Source organism: Allobosea sp. FW305-C-101 (assembly GCF_058783685.1).
In genome coordinates this window covers 828,727-843,565 of sequence record NZ_JBYSYT010000002.1, presented here as the reverse complement: position 1 = coordinate 843,565, position 14,839 = coordinate 828,727, and the positions used below count along the sequence as shown (strand labels likewise).

The 14,839-nt window shown below is 66.1% G+C and carries 12 protein-coding genes; 9 read left to right on the top strand and 3 right to left on the bottom strand.

Annotated elements, in window-relative coordinates; all coding sequences use genetic code 11:
* The first annotated feature begins 239 nt into the window (after nt 1-239).
* From AC3WMA_RS11530 to AC3WMA_RS11490, 9 genes are all read left to right on the top strand, one after another.
* Nucleotides 240-2,075, top strand: coding sequence for an ABC transporter permease (locus AC3WMA_RS11530; protein ID WP_492285498.1), 1,836 nt, complete (start codon nt 240-242; stop codon nt 2,073-2,075).
* Nucleotides 2,076-2,122: 47 nt separating this feature from the next.
* Nucleotides 2,123-3,352 carry an ABC transporter substrate-binding protein gene (locus tag AC3WMA_RS11525; RefSeq protein WP_492285497.1) on the top strand — a complete coding sequence of 410 codons (1,230 nt, stop codon included), beginning with the start codon at nt 2,123-2,125 and terminating at the stop codon, nt 3,350-3,352.
* Between the two features lie 30 nt (nt 3,353-3,382).
* Nucleotides 3,383-4,516, top strand: a complete 1,134-nt coding sequence (locus tag AC3WMA_RS11520) for an ABC transporter ATP-binding protein (RefSeq protein WP_492285496.1) — start codon at nt 3,383-3,385, stop codon at nt 4,514-4,516.
* A gap of 42 nt (nt 4,517-4,558) precedes the next feature.
* Complete coding sequence (locus AC3WMA_RS11515; RefSeq protein WP_492285495.1) at nt 4,559-5,443, top strand: inositol monophosphatase family protein; 885 nt, start codon at nt 4,559-4,561, stop codon at nt 5,441-5,443.
* Nucleotides 5,444-5,624: 181 nt separating this feature from the next.
* Nucleotides 5,625-6,461: a MurR/RpiR family transcriptional regulator gene (locus AC3WMA_RS11510; protein WP_492285494.1), complete on the top strand. Its 837-nt coding sequence runs from the start codon at nt 5,625-5,627 to the stop codon at nt 6,459-6,461.
* Nucleotides 6,462-6,503: 42 nt separating this feature from the next.
* A complete protein-coding gene (locus AC3WMA_RS11505) occupies nt 6,504-7,616 on the top strand; it encodes an ABC transporter substrate-binding protein (RefSeq protein WP_492286092.1) in 1,113 nt (370 codons plus the stop codon).
* Nucleotides 7,617-7,678: 62 nt separating this feature from the next.
* Complete coding sequence (locus AC3WMA_RS11500) at nt 7,679-9,418, top strand: ABC transporter permease (RefSeq protein ID WP_492285493.1); 1,740 nt, start codon at nt 7,679-7,681, stop codon at nt 9,416-9,418.
* Entirely contained in the window at nt 9,418-10,521 is a 1,104-nt protein-coding gene (locus AC3WMA_RS11495; protein ID WP_492285492.1) for an ABC transporter ATP-binding protein, read from the top strand. The genes AC3WMA_RS11500 and AC3WMA_RS11495 overlap by 1 nt, the downstream gene beginning before the upstream one ends.
* Complete coding sequence (locus AC3WMA_RS11490; RefSeq protein ID WP_336814700.1) at nt 10,518-11,123, top strand: histidine phosphatase family protein; 606 nt, start codon at nt 10,518-10,520, stop codon at nt 11,121-11,123. The genes AC3WMA_RS11495 and AC3WMA_RS11490 overlap by 4 nt, the downstream gene beginning before the upstream one ends.
* A 38-nt stretch (nt 11,124-11,161) precedes the next feature.
* Here AC3WMA_RS11490 and AC3WMA_RS11485 read toward each other — a convergent pair whose 3' ends face one another.
* From AC3WMA_RS11485 to AC3WMA_RS11475, 3 genes are read right to left on the bottom strand one after another with little or no spacing between them, the layout of a single operon-like run.
* A complete protein-coding gene (locus AC3WMA_RS11485) occupies nt 11,162-12,991 on the bottom strand; it encodes an ABC transporter ATP-binding protein (protein WP_492285491.1) in 1,830 nt (609 codons plus the stop codon).
* Nucleotides 12,988-13,878 carry an ABC transporter permease gene (locus AC3WMA_RS11480; protein WP_492285490.1) on the bottom strand — a complete coding sequence of 297 codons (891 nt, stop codon included), beginning with the start codon at nt 13,876-13,878 and terminating at the stop codon, nt 12,988-12,990. The genes AC3WMA_RS11485 and AC3WMA_RS11480 overlap by 4 nt, the downstream gene beginning before the upstream one ends.
* Entirely contained in the window at nt 13,875-14,813 is a 939-nt protein-coding gene (locus tag AC3WMA_RS11475) for an ABC transporter permease (protein ID WP_492285489.1), read from the bottom strand. The genes AC3WMA_RS11480 and AC3WMA_RS11475 overlap by 4 nt, the downstream gene beginning before the upstream one ends.
* Nucleotides 14,814-14,839 lie beyond the last annotated feature (26 nt).

The window sequence follows — 14,839 nt, the reverse complement described above, 5'->3', positions numbered from 1 at the left end:
ACGCGTCCCGGTTCTTTGCAACCGCGTACATCTGCAAATGCGCGCGCGCTGATAGTTTTCCCTTGAGTTGGCCGGATAATGACGCGGCGGCGGCATTTTTCCGCTTGTTTTGTGAAAATTCGGCGCCCCTGTGGGATGATTTGCCGATATGATTGACAGCAATTGCAACCGCGTACATTGTCGCTTGGCTTGACGACCGGGGGAACAATCGGTCGCGGTTATGTAGGGACGGGGGGAGCATGCTCGATCGCCATGTCACGGCGCAGGGCGACGCGGGCCGGACGATGTCGGCGGCGACCGCTCTACGCTTCTGGCTTTCCAAGGTTTCCGTGGAGAGATGGCTCGGCTTTGCGCTGACGCTGGCGCTGGTTGCCTTGATCGTCGTGCCGCTTGTCGAGTTGATCCGGGAGACGCTGGTCGTCCAACCCTATGACCGGACCTATCTGCGCGGCGCGAAGGTCGGCGACTTCACGTTCTTCCACTATGAGCGCGTGTTCAACAGCCCGCTGTCCATGGCCCTGTTCTTCAAGCCGTTCCTGAACTCGCTGATCACGGCGTTCGCGGCGACGGTCGTCTGCCTGGCGCTCGGCGGCACGATGGCGTGGCTGGTGGTACGGACCGATATCCCGTTCCGCGGTGTCCTGCACAGCATCGTGATGATCCCCTACATGCTCCCGTCCTGGGTGATGGCACTGGGCTGGCTGATCTTCTTCAAGAACGAGCGCATCGGCGGCTCGCCGGGCGTGTTCGCCTACCTGACGGGCGTCCAGCCGCCGGACTGGTTGTCCTATGGCGCCGTCCCGATCGTGATCTGCCTGTCGCTGCACTACTATGTCTATGCCTATCTCACGGTTTCGACGTCGATCGCCAATGTCGACAGCCAGCTGGAGGAAGCCGGCGCGATGGCCGGCCTGTCCCGGCGCAAGCAGCTGATGATGATCACGATGCCGCTGCTCCTGCCGGCGATCGGCTCGGCTGTGGTCATGACCTTCATTCGCGTGGTGGGATCGTTCGGCACGCCGGCGGTTCTCGGAATGCCGGTGCGCTTCTATGTCCTGCCCACGCAGATCTACGCCGCGATCGGGATGCGCAATATCGGCGACGGCTTCCTGCTCGCCCTCGTCCTCGTGCTCCTCGCCGGCCTGTTCATCTACATCAACCAGCGGCTGATCGGCGTCCGCGAGAGCTTCGTCACCCTGACGGGCAAGGGCTTCCGGACGCGGACCACGCCGCTCGGCGCGTGGCGGTGGCCGGCCCTGATCCTGATCGGGCTCCTGCTCCTGGCCGCGGTCGTGTTCCCGCTCGGCCTGCTCGTGCTGCAATCGCTGATCAAGCAGGCCGGCAGTTACGACCTGACGAACCTCACGCTCTACTACTGGATCGGCGGCAATTCCGAGGGCATGGCCATCAACCAGCCATCGCTCGTCGATAATGCCGATATCCTGGTATCGACCTGGAACAGCCTGCGATTGTCGTTCATGGCGGCGCTCGGCGCGGGATTCTTCGGCGCGCTGATCAGCTATGTCGTGGTCCGCACACGGGGCACCTTCGGCTCGCGGGCGCTCGAGACGATAGCCTTCATGCCCTACATCTTTCCGGCCATGGCCTTCGGCGCGATCTATATCGGCCTGTTCGCCCGGCCGATCGGCCCGCTGCCGGCGCTGTACGGCACCTTTGCCCTGCTGGTGCTGATCTGCACGGTGAAGATGCTGCCGATCATCACGCGCACCAGCATCTCGACCCTGCTCCAGCTCGACCGCTCTCTGGAGGAGGCGGCGCAGGTGCAGGGCATCGGCTGGAGCAAGCGGATGGCGCATATCGTCATCCCGGTCATGGCCAGTGGGCTGTTCTCCGGCATGCTGCTGGCCTTCGTCAGCGTCATGCGCGAGCTGTCGCTGATCATCCTTCTGGTCACGCCCTCGACCAACGTGCTCGCCGGCGCGATCTACAACTACCAGATCGGCGGCTTGGACCAGCTGGTCGGTGTCGCATCGACATTGCTGGTCGTGCTCGTCATCGCGATCAACTTCATCGCCCGTGCGATCGCGCGCAGGGCCAGGATCGACGTGATCTGAGCCCGCGCGAAAACAGATACTCAACGCCGAAAAAGGGGAGAACCGGCATGCGTTTGAAAGCAAAGCACCTGACATTGCTGCTGGGGATCGGCATGGCATCCGCCGCGGCCACCGGGGCGTGGGCGCAAAACTCGTCGAAATTCGAGGCCTGGCTGAAGGCGGCCAAGCTTGGCGTCCATCAGGGCGAGGATAACTGGGACGAGATCATCGCGGCGGCGAAGAAGGAGGGTGCGCTGACGGTCTATTCGTCCGCGACGACGATGACGGCCGCGGGCGAGGACTTCGCCAAGGCCTATCCCGAGATCAAGGTGCAGGTGTTCCCGCTCGGCTCCGAGAAAACCATCGAAAAGGTGCTCAGCGAGCATCAGGCCGGCATCCATGCCGTCGACGTCGTCTATTCAGGCGGCACGCAGCAGATGGTCTACGAGCTGCTGCCGGACCGGAACATCGTCAACTACGTTCCCGGCTATCTGAAGGACCGGATCGATGAAAAGCATCGCGAGCCTTTGCTCACGCAGAACATCGAGGCCTTCGCGATCACCTATAATGGCGCTGCCAACGCGGAGCCGCCGATCAAGAACATCTGGGAGCTCACCGAGCCCAAATGGAAGCGGCGCTTCATCATGAAGGCGCCGGTCGGGTCGGCGACGACGGCGACGGCCCTGGCCGCCTTCATCGAGCGCTCCGACGAGCTGAGCAAGGCCTACGAGGCCTATGCCGGCAAGAAGCTCGAACTCTCCAAGGGCGTCGAGAATGCCGGATACGAGTTTCTGCATCGCATCCTCGCCAACGACGTCGTGATCCAGGCGAATAGCGGCAAGCTCGCCGAGGCCTCGGGCAAGGCCGGCCAGAAGAACCCGCCGATCACGCTGGCGCCGATGGCCTATCTGCCGCGCAACGAGACGGACGGCTATGTCAATGTCGCCGCCTATGATCTCGTGCCGTCGGGCATCGTCACCTACCCGAACTTCATCGCCATCGGCGGGCAGGCCCCGCACCCGAACGCGGCCAAGCTGTTCATCGCCTTCATGATGGGATCGAAGGATCTCAACAAGGACTCGAAGCTGACGCCGCCGTTCCGCACGGGCGAGACGGGCAAGCTGCTGCAGGGCATGGCGCCGTTCTTCCGGATCGGTTCGTTCTCGCCGCGCAACGACATGCCGATGCCGCCGAACGGCGAGCGCTGGCCGGCGGCGGCCAAATGGCAGGCCTCGCCGGAGTTCGTGCGCGACAACATCGCCAAGCTGAACGACTTCTGGCTTTCGCGCGCGAACTGAGATGGGCCCGGCTCATTCTGGGAGGTCTCGATGACCGAGATTCAACTGAGGTCCGTCACCAAGACCTACGGAAAGCACCTGGCCATCCCGGGCCTCGACCTCGATGTCGCGAAAGGCAGCTTCGTGACATTGCTGGGGCCTTCGGGCTGCGGCAAGACGACGACCCTGCGCATCATCGCCGGGCTGGAACAGGCTTCGACCGGCACGCTTTCGCTGGGCGGGCGGCGTGTCTATTCGAGCGCCGAGGGCGTCTTCGTCCCGCCGGAAAAGCGTGGCCTTGGCTTCATCTTCCAGAGCTACGCCCTGTGGCCGCACATGAAGGTTGCCCGCAACATCACGCTCGCGCTGACCGAGGCCCGCATGCCGGCGGCTGAGGTGCGAAACAGGCTCGAGGACGCCCTCGCCAAGGTGCAGCTGAAGGGCCTGGAGGATCGCTATCCTTCCGAGCTTTCAGGCGGGCAGCAGCAGCGCGTCGCGGTCGCGAGACTGATCGCGGCCCGCAATGCGATCCTCCTGATGGACGAGCCGCTGTCTAACCTCGATGCCAAGCTGCGCACTGAAATGCGCAAGGAGCTGAAGCGGCTGCACGCCGATCTCGGGGCCACGACGATCTACGTCACGCATGACCAGGTCGAGGCGCTGACGATGTCGGACGTGATCGTCGTCATGAAGGACGGCGTGATCGCCCAGCAGGGCAGGCCGCACGAACTCTATCACGAGCCGGCCAACCTCTTCGTCGCCGAGTTCATCGGCGACCCGAAGATCAACATCCTCGCCGGCCGCATTGCCGATGATGGGCAGGGTCCGCGGGCCGTGTTCGCAGATTTCAGCGTGCCGCTCGGCGAAGGCCACGATATCGAAGGCGAGGTGACTTTCGCCATCAGGCCCGAGCATGTCGAGATTCACGCGAAGGCCGTTCCCGGCTCGGTCCCGGCCGTCGTCGATATCGTGCAGCCGACGGGGTCGCAGACGATCGTCTCGCTGACCATCATGGGACATCCCATCACCGCCCTGATCCCGAAATTCGCCCAGGATCTCGGACAGGGCGAAGTCCATATCGCCTTCAATCCGGAGCACATCCTGGTCTTCGACCGGGAGCAGCGGTTGTGTCGCAGGTCCGGGCCGGCAGCGCCGCGGGACCTCAGGCAAGTGGCCGGAGGCTAATCATTCGATGGGCAGCGGTCGTTCAAGAATGGGACAATTCCGATGAAATTCTCCAGCGGCGACGCCCTTTCCGTCGTCGAGATCATGCGCGACGTGGCACGGACCGAAATCCTGCCGAGCTGGCGCAACCTGTCGCCGGGCGCCATCCGGTTCAAGACATCGATCCATGACATCGTGACGGATGCCGACGAGGCGGCCGAAACCGCGATCACGGCCATGCTGCGCGCGCGCTTTCCCGGCGCGACGGTGGTCGGAGAGGAAGCCACTGCCGCCAATCCGGCACTGCTCGACCGTCTGGCGGAGGCCGAGTTGGCGTTCATCGTCGACCCGATCGACGGAACCAAGAATTTCTCGGCCGGGTTGCCGCTCTTCGGCGTCATCATCGGAGTCGCTCATCGGGGCGAGGTGATCGCCGGGTTCATTCTCGATCCGATCGGTAACGACGTCGCCATCGGCTTGCGGGGGGAGGGCGCCTGGATCGAGACGGTCGATGGCCGGCGAAACGATCTTCGCGTGGCGCAAGCCGCGCCCTTGCACGACATGGTCGGCTGCGTCGCCTGGAACCAGCTGGTCGAGCCGGTCAAGACCACCCTGCTGACCAATCTCGCCAAGGTACGGGCGGCGCCGAGCTATCGCTGCGGCGCGCACGAATACCGGATGATCGCGGGCGGGCATTATCATTTCCTGCTGCAGGGCAAGATCATGCCGTGGGACCATGCCGCGGGCTGGCTGATCCATCGCGAAGCCGGCGGGTTTGCGGCGCGTTTCGATGGCTCGCCCTACAATGCGACGACGCATAGCGGCGGTATCCTCTGCGCACCGGACGAAGATAGCTGGCGATTGCTGCGCGATACCCTGTTCGATGTTCCCGCTGAGGGCCCGGTCAGGGCCGCCGGGATCGGGCGGCTCGCCAGTCTGCGGGGATGACGGGCCCGGCTTACCCTACTCTTCCAAACGGTTGGCGTTCGTCATCGGCACGGACGGCCAGCCGAATGCGCTTGTGGGGGCTGCAATTTCTTTTGCAGTCGCTTCTATCTCTACAATTGTCATTGACGGCAGGGGATTTTGTGATCTAGCTTTCTGATGCAAACAATTTTGCAGGAAAGCCATGAGCATCCTCGAGCGGATCAAGTCGCATTCTGACAAATTGACCGATGCTGATCGCCGGCTCGTCACGACCTTGCTCGAGAACCGGGCCGAAGCCGCCTATCTCAACGGAATCCAGCTGGCCGAACGGGCGCAGGTCCATGAGGCGACGGCGACGCGGCTGGCGCAGAAGCTCGGCTACAAGGGCTATCCGGAACTGCGCAACCAGCTCCAGCGCGAGGTTCTCGAAGGGCAGGATGCGGCCAACCGCATGCGCCGCTCGGTCGCCAAGGTCGAGGGCGGGAACTTCCTCGCCGATCTGATCGGCGCCGAGATCGCTGCGCTCAACGAGCTCAGCCATTGCATCTCGCAGGCCGATATCGACCAGGCGGCGGACATGATCTTCGCGGCCGGGCGCGTCTTCATCTTCGCTCAGGGCCATGCGCGCTCCGTCGCGAGCTTCCTGCAGCGGCGCCTCGACCGGTTCGGCATGACGGCGATCGCCCTGTCCGGGCGCGGACGCGACATTGCGGAGCGGGTGGTCAGTCTCAAGGCCGACGATGTCGTCCTGACGCTGGCCTTCCGCAAGCAGCCCGCAAGCTACGAGCCGCTGATGCGGCATGCCGCGCAGGTGGGCGCCGCGACGCTCCTGATCTCGGACCTCGCCGGGCCGATGATGAAGCCGGAGGCGCAGCTCCTGCTGGCGGCGCCGCGCGGGCGTTCCGGCAGCGAGTTCCAGACGCCCACCATCCCCTTCGCGATCGTCAACGCCATCCTGATGACGGTCGCAGGACGACATCAGGATCCGATCATGGGCCGGCTCGAGAAGCTCGCAGACCTGTTCTCAGAATTCGAATGACATAACTATAAACGGGAGGGACGGATGCAGATCCTATCGAAACTGGCGCGGTCTCTGCTCTTGCCGGTGATGCTGCTGGCGGCAAGCGGCGCGGTCGCGCAGAATCTCGACACGATGACGCACGAGCAGCTCGTCGCCCAGGCGGTCAAGGAAGGCAGCGTGACGATCTTCTCGCTGTCGAGCCGGATCGCCCGCATCGAGAAGGCGTTCGAAAGCGCCTATCCGGGCATCGACCTGATCGGCCTCGACATGAGCTCGGTCAAGCAGATCGCGCGGCTGGAGGCCGAGCAGCAAGCGGGCGTGAGTGCCGTGGACGTGCTGTATCTGGCGGACACGCCGGTGGTCTACGACAAGCTGCTCAAGGCAGGCCGGATCCAGACTTACGTGCCGCCGCGAGTCGCGGGCGAGATCGATGCCGCGCACAAGGCGCCGCTGCTCGTGCACCGGCTCTCGACCAAGGTCCTGATGTATAACGAGGCCGCGCATCCCAACGGCTCGCCGGTCACCAATCTCTGGCAGCTCACGACCCCGCAATGGCGCGGCAAGGTGCTGATGGTCGATCCGGCGCAGCGCGGCGAATTGCTCGATCTGATGACCGAGATCGCCCTGCACCCGGACGAGATGGCGGCGGCTTACAAGGCCCAGTTCGGCAAGGACATCGCCGTCGACAAGGATTTGAAGGGGGCCGGCGAGCAGTTCATCCGCGCCCTGTTCAAGAACGACCTGATCCTGGTCGCCAACAGCGACCTCGTGAACAAGGCGGTGGGCGACAAGACCAGCAAGAACCCGCCCGTCGGCTTCAGCACCTATTCCGACAGGCGCGACAACAAGAAGGAAGGCTGGGCGCTGCAGGTGGCGAACAATGTCGAGCCGGCCAACGGCATCCTGTTTCCGGCCGTGCTGACGATCGCGAGCAAGGCGCCGCACCCGGCCGCCGCCCGCCTGCTGATCGACTTCATGTTCGGCGACAATTCGCCGACCGGCGGCCCCGCCTTCGAGCCGTTCAACGTTCCCGGTGACTATGCCACGCGCAAGACGATCGCGGACGATCCGGATTCCGTTCCGCTCGACAAGCTGAAGGCCTGGCGCATCGACCCGGCGCGGACGGCCGCGGCGCGGAAGCGCATCAACGACCTCATCATCTCGCTCCAGTAACGCCGACGCCGCGAGCCGGCCCTCTCGCAGGAGAGGCCGGCCTCGCTCCGGGAAACGCTGCCATGACCTCACTCGCGCTTCTGTCCGGGCGCGCGCCGCTGCTGCGCGCCAACCGTGTCCTGCCGCTCGTCCTCTCCGTGGTGATCGCGCTTCTGGTCGCGGCGCCGCTGGTCAAGATCCTGCTGGCGACGCTCACGCCGGACGGGCTCCAGGCCTGGACGACCGTCCTTGCCAGCCCGCTCTCGGCCAATCTCTGGTGGCGCCCGCTGCTGACGACGATGCTGCTCGGCCTCGGCGTGGCGGCCGGCTGCCTGCTGGTCGGCGGGTTCCTCGCCTGGCTGGTGACGTTGACCGACCTGCCGGGACGCGGCCTCGTCGCGACGCTCTCGACCCTGCCGTTCATGATCCCGAGCTTCGCCGGTGCGCTGGCCTGGGGCACCCTTTTCCGCAACGAGCGGCTCGGCGGCTCGCCCGGCTTCTTCCAGGCGAACGGCTTCGACGTGCCGGACTGGCTGGCCTGGGGGCTGGCGCCGACCATGATCGTCCTGATCGCGCATTATTTCTCGCTCGCCTACACGATCATCGCCGCCGCGCTCAGCTCGGTCGGTGCCGACCTGATCGAGGCCGGGCAGGTCGCCGGGGCAAGACGGGGGCGCATCTTCTTCGGCATCGTCCTGCCGGTGGTGACGCCGGCCCTGATCGCCGCGGCCTCGCTGACATTCGCCGGTGCGGTAGCGAATTTCGCCGCGCCGGCCCTGCTCGGCCTGCCGGTCAGGATGCAGACGCTCTCCACCCGGCTGTTCGGCATGATCGAGACCGGCGAGACCGAGCGCGGCTTCGTGCTGGCGCTGCTTTTGATTGCCGTTTCGGCCGCGCTGCTGTTCTTCAGCGATCGGCTCGTCGCCGGCCGCAAGGCCTTCACCACCGTCACCGGCAAGGGCGGGCGGATCAAGCGCTTTCCGCTCGGAGCCTGGCGCTGGCCGCTCTTCGCCGTCGCCCTCGTGATCGGGCTCGCGACCTCGGTCCTGCCGGTTCTGGTGCTGGCGGCGTCGAGCCTCGCGCCGCAGGGCGGGGCGCTGTTCTCGAACTGGACGCTGCATTTCTGGATCGGGGAGGGCGGCGGCGCGCTCGCCCAAGGTCAGGCCGGCCTGTTCCGCAACCCGATGATCGTCGAGGCCTTGTGGAACACGCTCAAGCTCGGCTTGACGGTGGCGCTCACGACCATGCTGCTCGGGCTGGCGCTGGCCTATACGATCGTCCGCAACAAGGGGACCTGGCTCGCGGCGGTGCTTAGCCAGCTCGCCTTCCTGCCGCTGCTCGTTCCCAGCATCGCCTTCGCCGCGGCCTATATCGCGCTGTTCGGCGCCCCGATCGGGCCGCTGCCGTCACTCTATGGCACCTTCGCCCTTCTGGTGCTGGCGGCAACCGCGCATAACCTGCCCTATGCGGTGCAGTCTGGCCGTTCCGTCCTCGGCCAGATCTCCAACGATATCGAGGAGAGCGCCCGCCTGACCGGCGCGGGGCTCTTCACCCGCCTCGTCTTCATCATCTTCCCGCTGACGATCCGTGGCCTGCTCGCCGGCGCGATCCTGGTCTTCGTCAAGATGGTGCGGGACCTGTCGCTCGTCGTGCTGCTGTTCACCGCGACCTCGCCGGTGCTCAGCATGGTCGCCTACCGCTATGCGTCCGAGGGTTTCATGCAGTTCGCCAACGCGATCACGCTGGTGATCCTGGTGATCTGCCTGGCGGCTTCGCTGGCGGCGCATCTCATCCAGACCCGTGTGCAGAAGTGGAAGCAGTGATGGCGCCCGCATCGACCGCCCCGGCGCAGGACGCCATTCGCATCAGCCAGCTGGTGAAACGCTTCGGCGACGTTTCCGCCGTCAAGGACGTGAACATCTCAGTGCCGCGCGGAGCCTTCCTGGTGCTCGTCGGCCCCTCCGGCTGCGGCAAGTCCACGCTGCTGCGCATGCTCGCCGGGCTGGAAGAGCCGAGCGCGGGAGAGATCGCCTTCGTCGGCCGCACGGTGTCGAGCGGGACGGGCGGCGTCATCGCCGATGCCGGTGCGCGCGATGCCGGGTTGGTCTTCCAGTCCTATGCGCTGTGGCCGCATATGACGGTGGCGGGCAACATCGCCTGGCCGCTCAAGGTCGCGCGCTGGTCCAAGGCCGACCGGAACGCCCGGGTCGACGAGGTGCTCGCGTTGCTCGGCATCTCGGCCCTGCGCGATCGCTACCCGGCCGAGATTTCCGGCGGCCAGCAGCAGCGCGTTGCGATCGCGCGCACCATCGCGCCGAAGCCGAGCATCCTGCTGTTCGACGAGCCCTTGTCGAATCTCGACGCCAAGCTGCGCATCGAGATGCGCAGCGAATTGATGCGCATCCACCGGGCAACCGGCGCGACATCGGTCTATGTCACGCATGACCAGGTCGAGGCCATGACCATGGCCAGTCATGTCGCCGTCCTCAACCATGGCCGCGTCGAGCAGTTCGGCGCGCCGATCGACCTGTTGCGCCGGCCGACGACGACCTTCGTCGCCTCATTCCTCGGCACGCCGCCGGCCAATCTTCTGCCCGTCACCCGCGTGCAGGACCGGTTCGTCTTCGCGGATGTGCCGCTGGCCCCGGCCGCCTTCGCCGCGGGGCATGAGCGGGTGCAGCTGCTCTACCGCGCGCAGGACGTCGCGATCGGGCGGGTCGGCGACGGGCACCAGCTCGTCGGGCGCTTCGCCGAGGCGGCGCCGATCGCCGGCCAGTCGATGGTCACGGTCATGGTCGGCGACCTGCGCCTCACCGGCATGGCCGAGGGATTCTTCACCGCGACACCGGGCGACGAGGTCGGCCTGTCGTTCTCCAGCACACCCGATGCCGCCTTCACGATGGAAGGCGAAAGGATCGATCCATGAGACTTATCCTGATGCGCCATGGCGAGACGCTGTGGAACGTCGAGCAGCGGCTGCAGGGGCACGACAATTCCGAGCTCTCGGAGCGCGGCATCCGGCAGGCGCGCGAATTCGTGCCCTATGTCAGGGCGCTGCTGCCGGCGCATGTCGTCTCCTCCGATCTCGGCCGCACCCGCCAGACGGTCGGCCTCATCGGCTATCCGGACGCACCGTCGGATTCCCGGCTGCGCGAGCTCGACATGGGCGAATGGACGGGCCGTCGGAAGCGCGACCTGATCGCCGAGCAGCCGGAGCGCTACCACGCCTGGCGGGCCGGCACGTTCACGCCGGACAAGGGCGAAAGCTGGGGCGATTTTCGCGCCCGGGTCGCAGCCGGAATCCGGGACTGGCTGCACAAGGCGCAGGGCGACCTGCTGGCGGTCGTCCATGGCGGCGTCATCCGCGCTGCCTGCCACGAATTCATCGGCCTGCCGCCGTCGCGGGTGATCCCGGTGACGCCGGGCACGGCGACGATCCTGAACTTCGCCTCCGCCGATGCGCCGGCTGCCCAGCTCGAAGGCTACAATATCGGATCGGTCGCGCCGGACGTCTCCGTCGCGGATTGATCTCGTCGGAGCGCTGTCTCGCGGCGCTCCGATCCTGTTTACGCCCGGCCGGTCTCCGTCACCTGGCGGATGAAATGGCCGGGGCTGACTTCCACCAGAGCCGTCGGCGGGGCCTGCCAGCCGAGCTTGCGGATCGGGCTCGGCAACTCGTCGACGGCAAGCTCGCGCCTGAGCGCGCGGCGGCTTGGATCTGGAACGGGAACCGCCGCCAGCAACTTGCGCGTATAGGGGTGGCGCGGATCGGAGAACACCGCCTCGCGCGGGCCGATCTCGACGATCTCGCCGAGATACATCACCGCGACGCGATGACTGACGCGCTCGACCACCGCCATGTCGTGCGAGATGAAGAGATAGGCGAGGCCGAGCTCGGCCTGCAGGTCGAGCATCAGGTTCAGCACCTGCGCCTTCACGGAAACGTCGAGCGCCGACACCGCCTCGTCCGCCACCACTAGTTTCGGCGAAAGCGCGAGCGCGCGGGCGATCGCGATGCGCTGGCGCTGGCCGCCGGAGAATTCATGCGGGAAGCGGACATGCATCTCGGGCGCGAGCCCGACCTTGCGCAGCAATTCGGCGACGCGCTCCTGCGCCTCCGCACCCTTCGCGAGGCCGTGAACGAGGATCGGTTCCGCCAGCGCGCTGCCGACGCTCTTGCGCGGGTTGAGACTGGCGAACGGGTCCTGGAAGATCATCTGCATGTCACGACGGACATCGCGCAAGTCGCTCTTGCCGAGCCCGGTGACGTCGCGCCCGCCGAAGCGGACCGTGCCGAAGGAGGGCTCGACGAGGCGCAGGATCGAGCGCCCCGTCGTCGATTTGCCGCAGCCGGATTCGCCGACCAGCGCCAGCGTCTCGCCGCGTCGCAGGCTGAAACTGACGTCTTCGACGGCATGGACCTGGCCGCGCAGTCGGCCGAACACGCCGCCGTGGATGCCGAAGCGGGTCGTCAGTCCGGAGACTTCGAGCAGAGGCGGTTCGGCCGCCTGCACCGTGTCGGGCTGCTCGACCGGCTTGCCCTCGACCTTGCCATTGTCGGGGTCGATGCGCGGGAAGCGCAGCGGCTTCGAATGACCGTGCATATCGCCGAGCTTGGGCACCGCTGCGAGCAGCGCCTTGGTGTAGCCGTGGACCGGGTTGTTGAAGACCTGTGAGGCCGGCGCATCCTCCAGCTTCCGGCCCTTCCACATCACCACGACGCGGTCGGCGATCTCGGCGACGACGCCCATGTCGTGGGTGATGAAGAGCACGGACATGCGCTCCTCGTCCTGCAGTGTCTTGATCAGCTCGAGGATCTGCGCCTGGATCGTCACGTCGAGCGCCGTCGTCGGCTCGTCGGCGATCAGGAGCTTTGGCTTGCAGGCGAGCGCGGTCGCGATCATCACACGCTGGCGCATGCCGCCGGAAAGCTGGTGAGGGTAATTGTCAAAGCGCGTCTTCGCCGAGGGGATGCGCACCTTGTCGAGCATGCGCAGCGCCTCGGCCTTGGCCGCGCCGGCATCGAGGCCGCGGTGATAGCGCAGGGCTTCGGCGATCTGGAAGCCGACGGTGAGCACCGGGTTCAGGCTCGTCATCGGCTCCTGGAAGATCATCGCGACATCGTTGCCACGGACCTTGCGCATCTCCTCTTCGCTGAGCGCGAGCAGGTCCCGGCCTTCGAGCGCAATCCGGCCCTGGATGCGGCCATTGGCAGCCGAGACCAGCCGCATCACCGAGAGCGCGGTCACGCTCTTGCCCGAGCCGGATTCGCCGACGATCGCGACGGTCTCGCCGGGCGCGACGTCGAAGCTCAGGTCCTCGACGGCCCAGCGCCATTGCCCACCGATGCGGAAGGCGGTCTGGAGGTTCTCGACGGACAGCACAGGGCCGCTCATCGCTCGCCCTTCAGCTTGGGGTCGATGGCGTCGCGCAGGCCGTCGCCGAGGACGTTGAGCGCGAAGACGACGACGAGAATGGCCAGCGACGGCGCCAGCACCAGCCAATAGCTGTCGAGGATGTTCTCGAAGCCCTCGCGGATCATGCCGCCCCAGGTCGCGATCGGCGGCTTGACGCCGAGCCCGATGAAGGCGAGCGAGGCCTCGGTGCGGATCGCGTTGGCGAGCCAGAGCGAGGCCATCACCAGGATTTCCGGGAAGATGTTGGGCAGGATGTGGCCTGCCATGATCCGTGCGTCGGAGAAGGCCAGGGCCCGGCCGGCGCCGATATAGTCACGTTCCTTGACCGTGATCGTCGGGGCGCGGGCGATGCGGGCGAAGGAGGGGATCGAGGTCAGCGCGATCGCGATGGTGATGTTTTCCATCGAGGGGCCGAGCATCGCGACGAGGATCAGGCCGAGGATCAGCGAGGGGAAGGCGAGCAGGATGTCCATCGCCTGCATCACGACGATGTCGAAGCGCCCGCCATAATAGCCGGCGAGCAGCCCGATCAGGGAGCCGACGACCATGGCGATGACGGTCGATGCGATGCCGATCACCAGCGAGATCCGCGCGCCGTAGAGCAGACGGGAGAGGATGTCGCGGCCGAAATAATCGGTGCCGAGATAGTAGTTCTCATGGGGTGGCTGGAGCCGCGACAGGATGTTCTGCTCCAGCGGGTCATGCGGCGCGATGACCGGCGCCAACGCCGCCGCGAGGATCACCGCGACGACGATGGCGAACCCGACCCAGGAGGTCTTGTTGGCGTTGAAGGCCCCGATCGTCGCCTTGAGCCAGCGCAGGCGCGGCGGGGCGACGGGGGCGGCATCATGGACGGAGGTGCTCATGACAGCTTCACCCTGGGATCGACGAGGGCGTAGGTGATGTCGGTCGCGATGTTCACGAGCACGACGATCAGCGTGTAGATCACCATCATGCCCTGCAGCATGGTGTAGTCGCGCTGGTTCAGCGCGCCGACGATCAGCTTGCCGAGGCCCGGCCGGTTGAAGACGATCTCGGTCAGCACCGAGTTGCCGATCAGGATGCCCAAATACAGGCCCACGATGGTGATGATCGGGATCAGCGCGTTGCGCAGCGCGTGGCGCCAGATCACCACGCGCCAGGGCACGCCCTTGGCGCGGGCGCTGCGGACATAATCCTCCTGCATCACCTCCAGCATGGCCGAGCGGGCGACGCGGGTGATGTAGGCCGCCATGATCAGCCCGAGATTGAGCGCGGGCAGGGCCATGGATTGGAACCAGGCCGAGGCCGAGCCGCTGCCCGCGCTGATCACCGGGAACCAGCGCAGCATGATCGCGAAGACGATCAGCAGGATGATCGCCGAGACGAAGGGCGGGAAGGAGAGGCCGAGCAGCGAGGCGATGCGCGTGACATAGTCCGGCATGCGGTTGCGGTTGACCGCGGCCCAGACGCCGAGCGGCACGCCGATGACGATGCCGATCGCCAGCGAGACGATGGTGAGCTCGATCGTCCAGGGCAGAACGGCGAGCACCTCCTGGATCACCGGCCGGCCGGTGACGAGCGAGACGCCCCAGTCGCCGCGCACGGCGCCCGCGAGGAAGGAGGTGTATTGCTCGCTCATCGAGGCATCGAGGCCGAGCCGCGTGCGCATCGCGGCGATGGCCGCGGCATCGGCCTGATCGCCGAGGATCACCTGCGCGGGGTCGCCGGGCACGATCCGCACCACCACGAAGACCAGCGAGAGCACGGCCCAGAGCGTGACGATGGCGAAGCCGAGGCGTTTGACGAGAAAGGCGCTCATGATGCCGCCCTGTTCTAGAAGCCGTT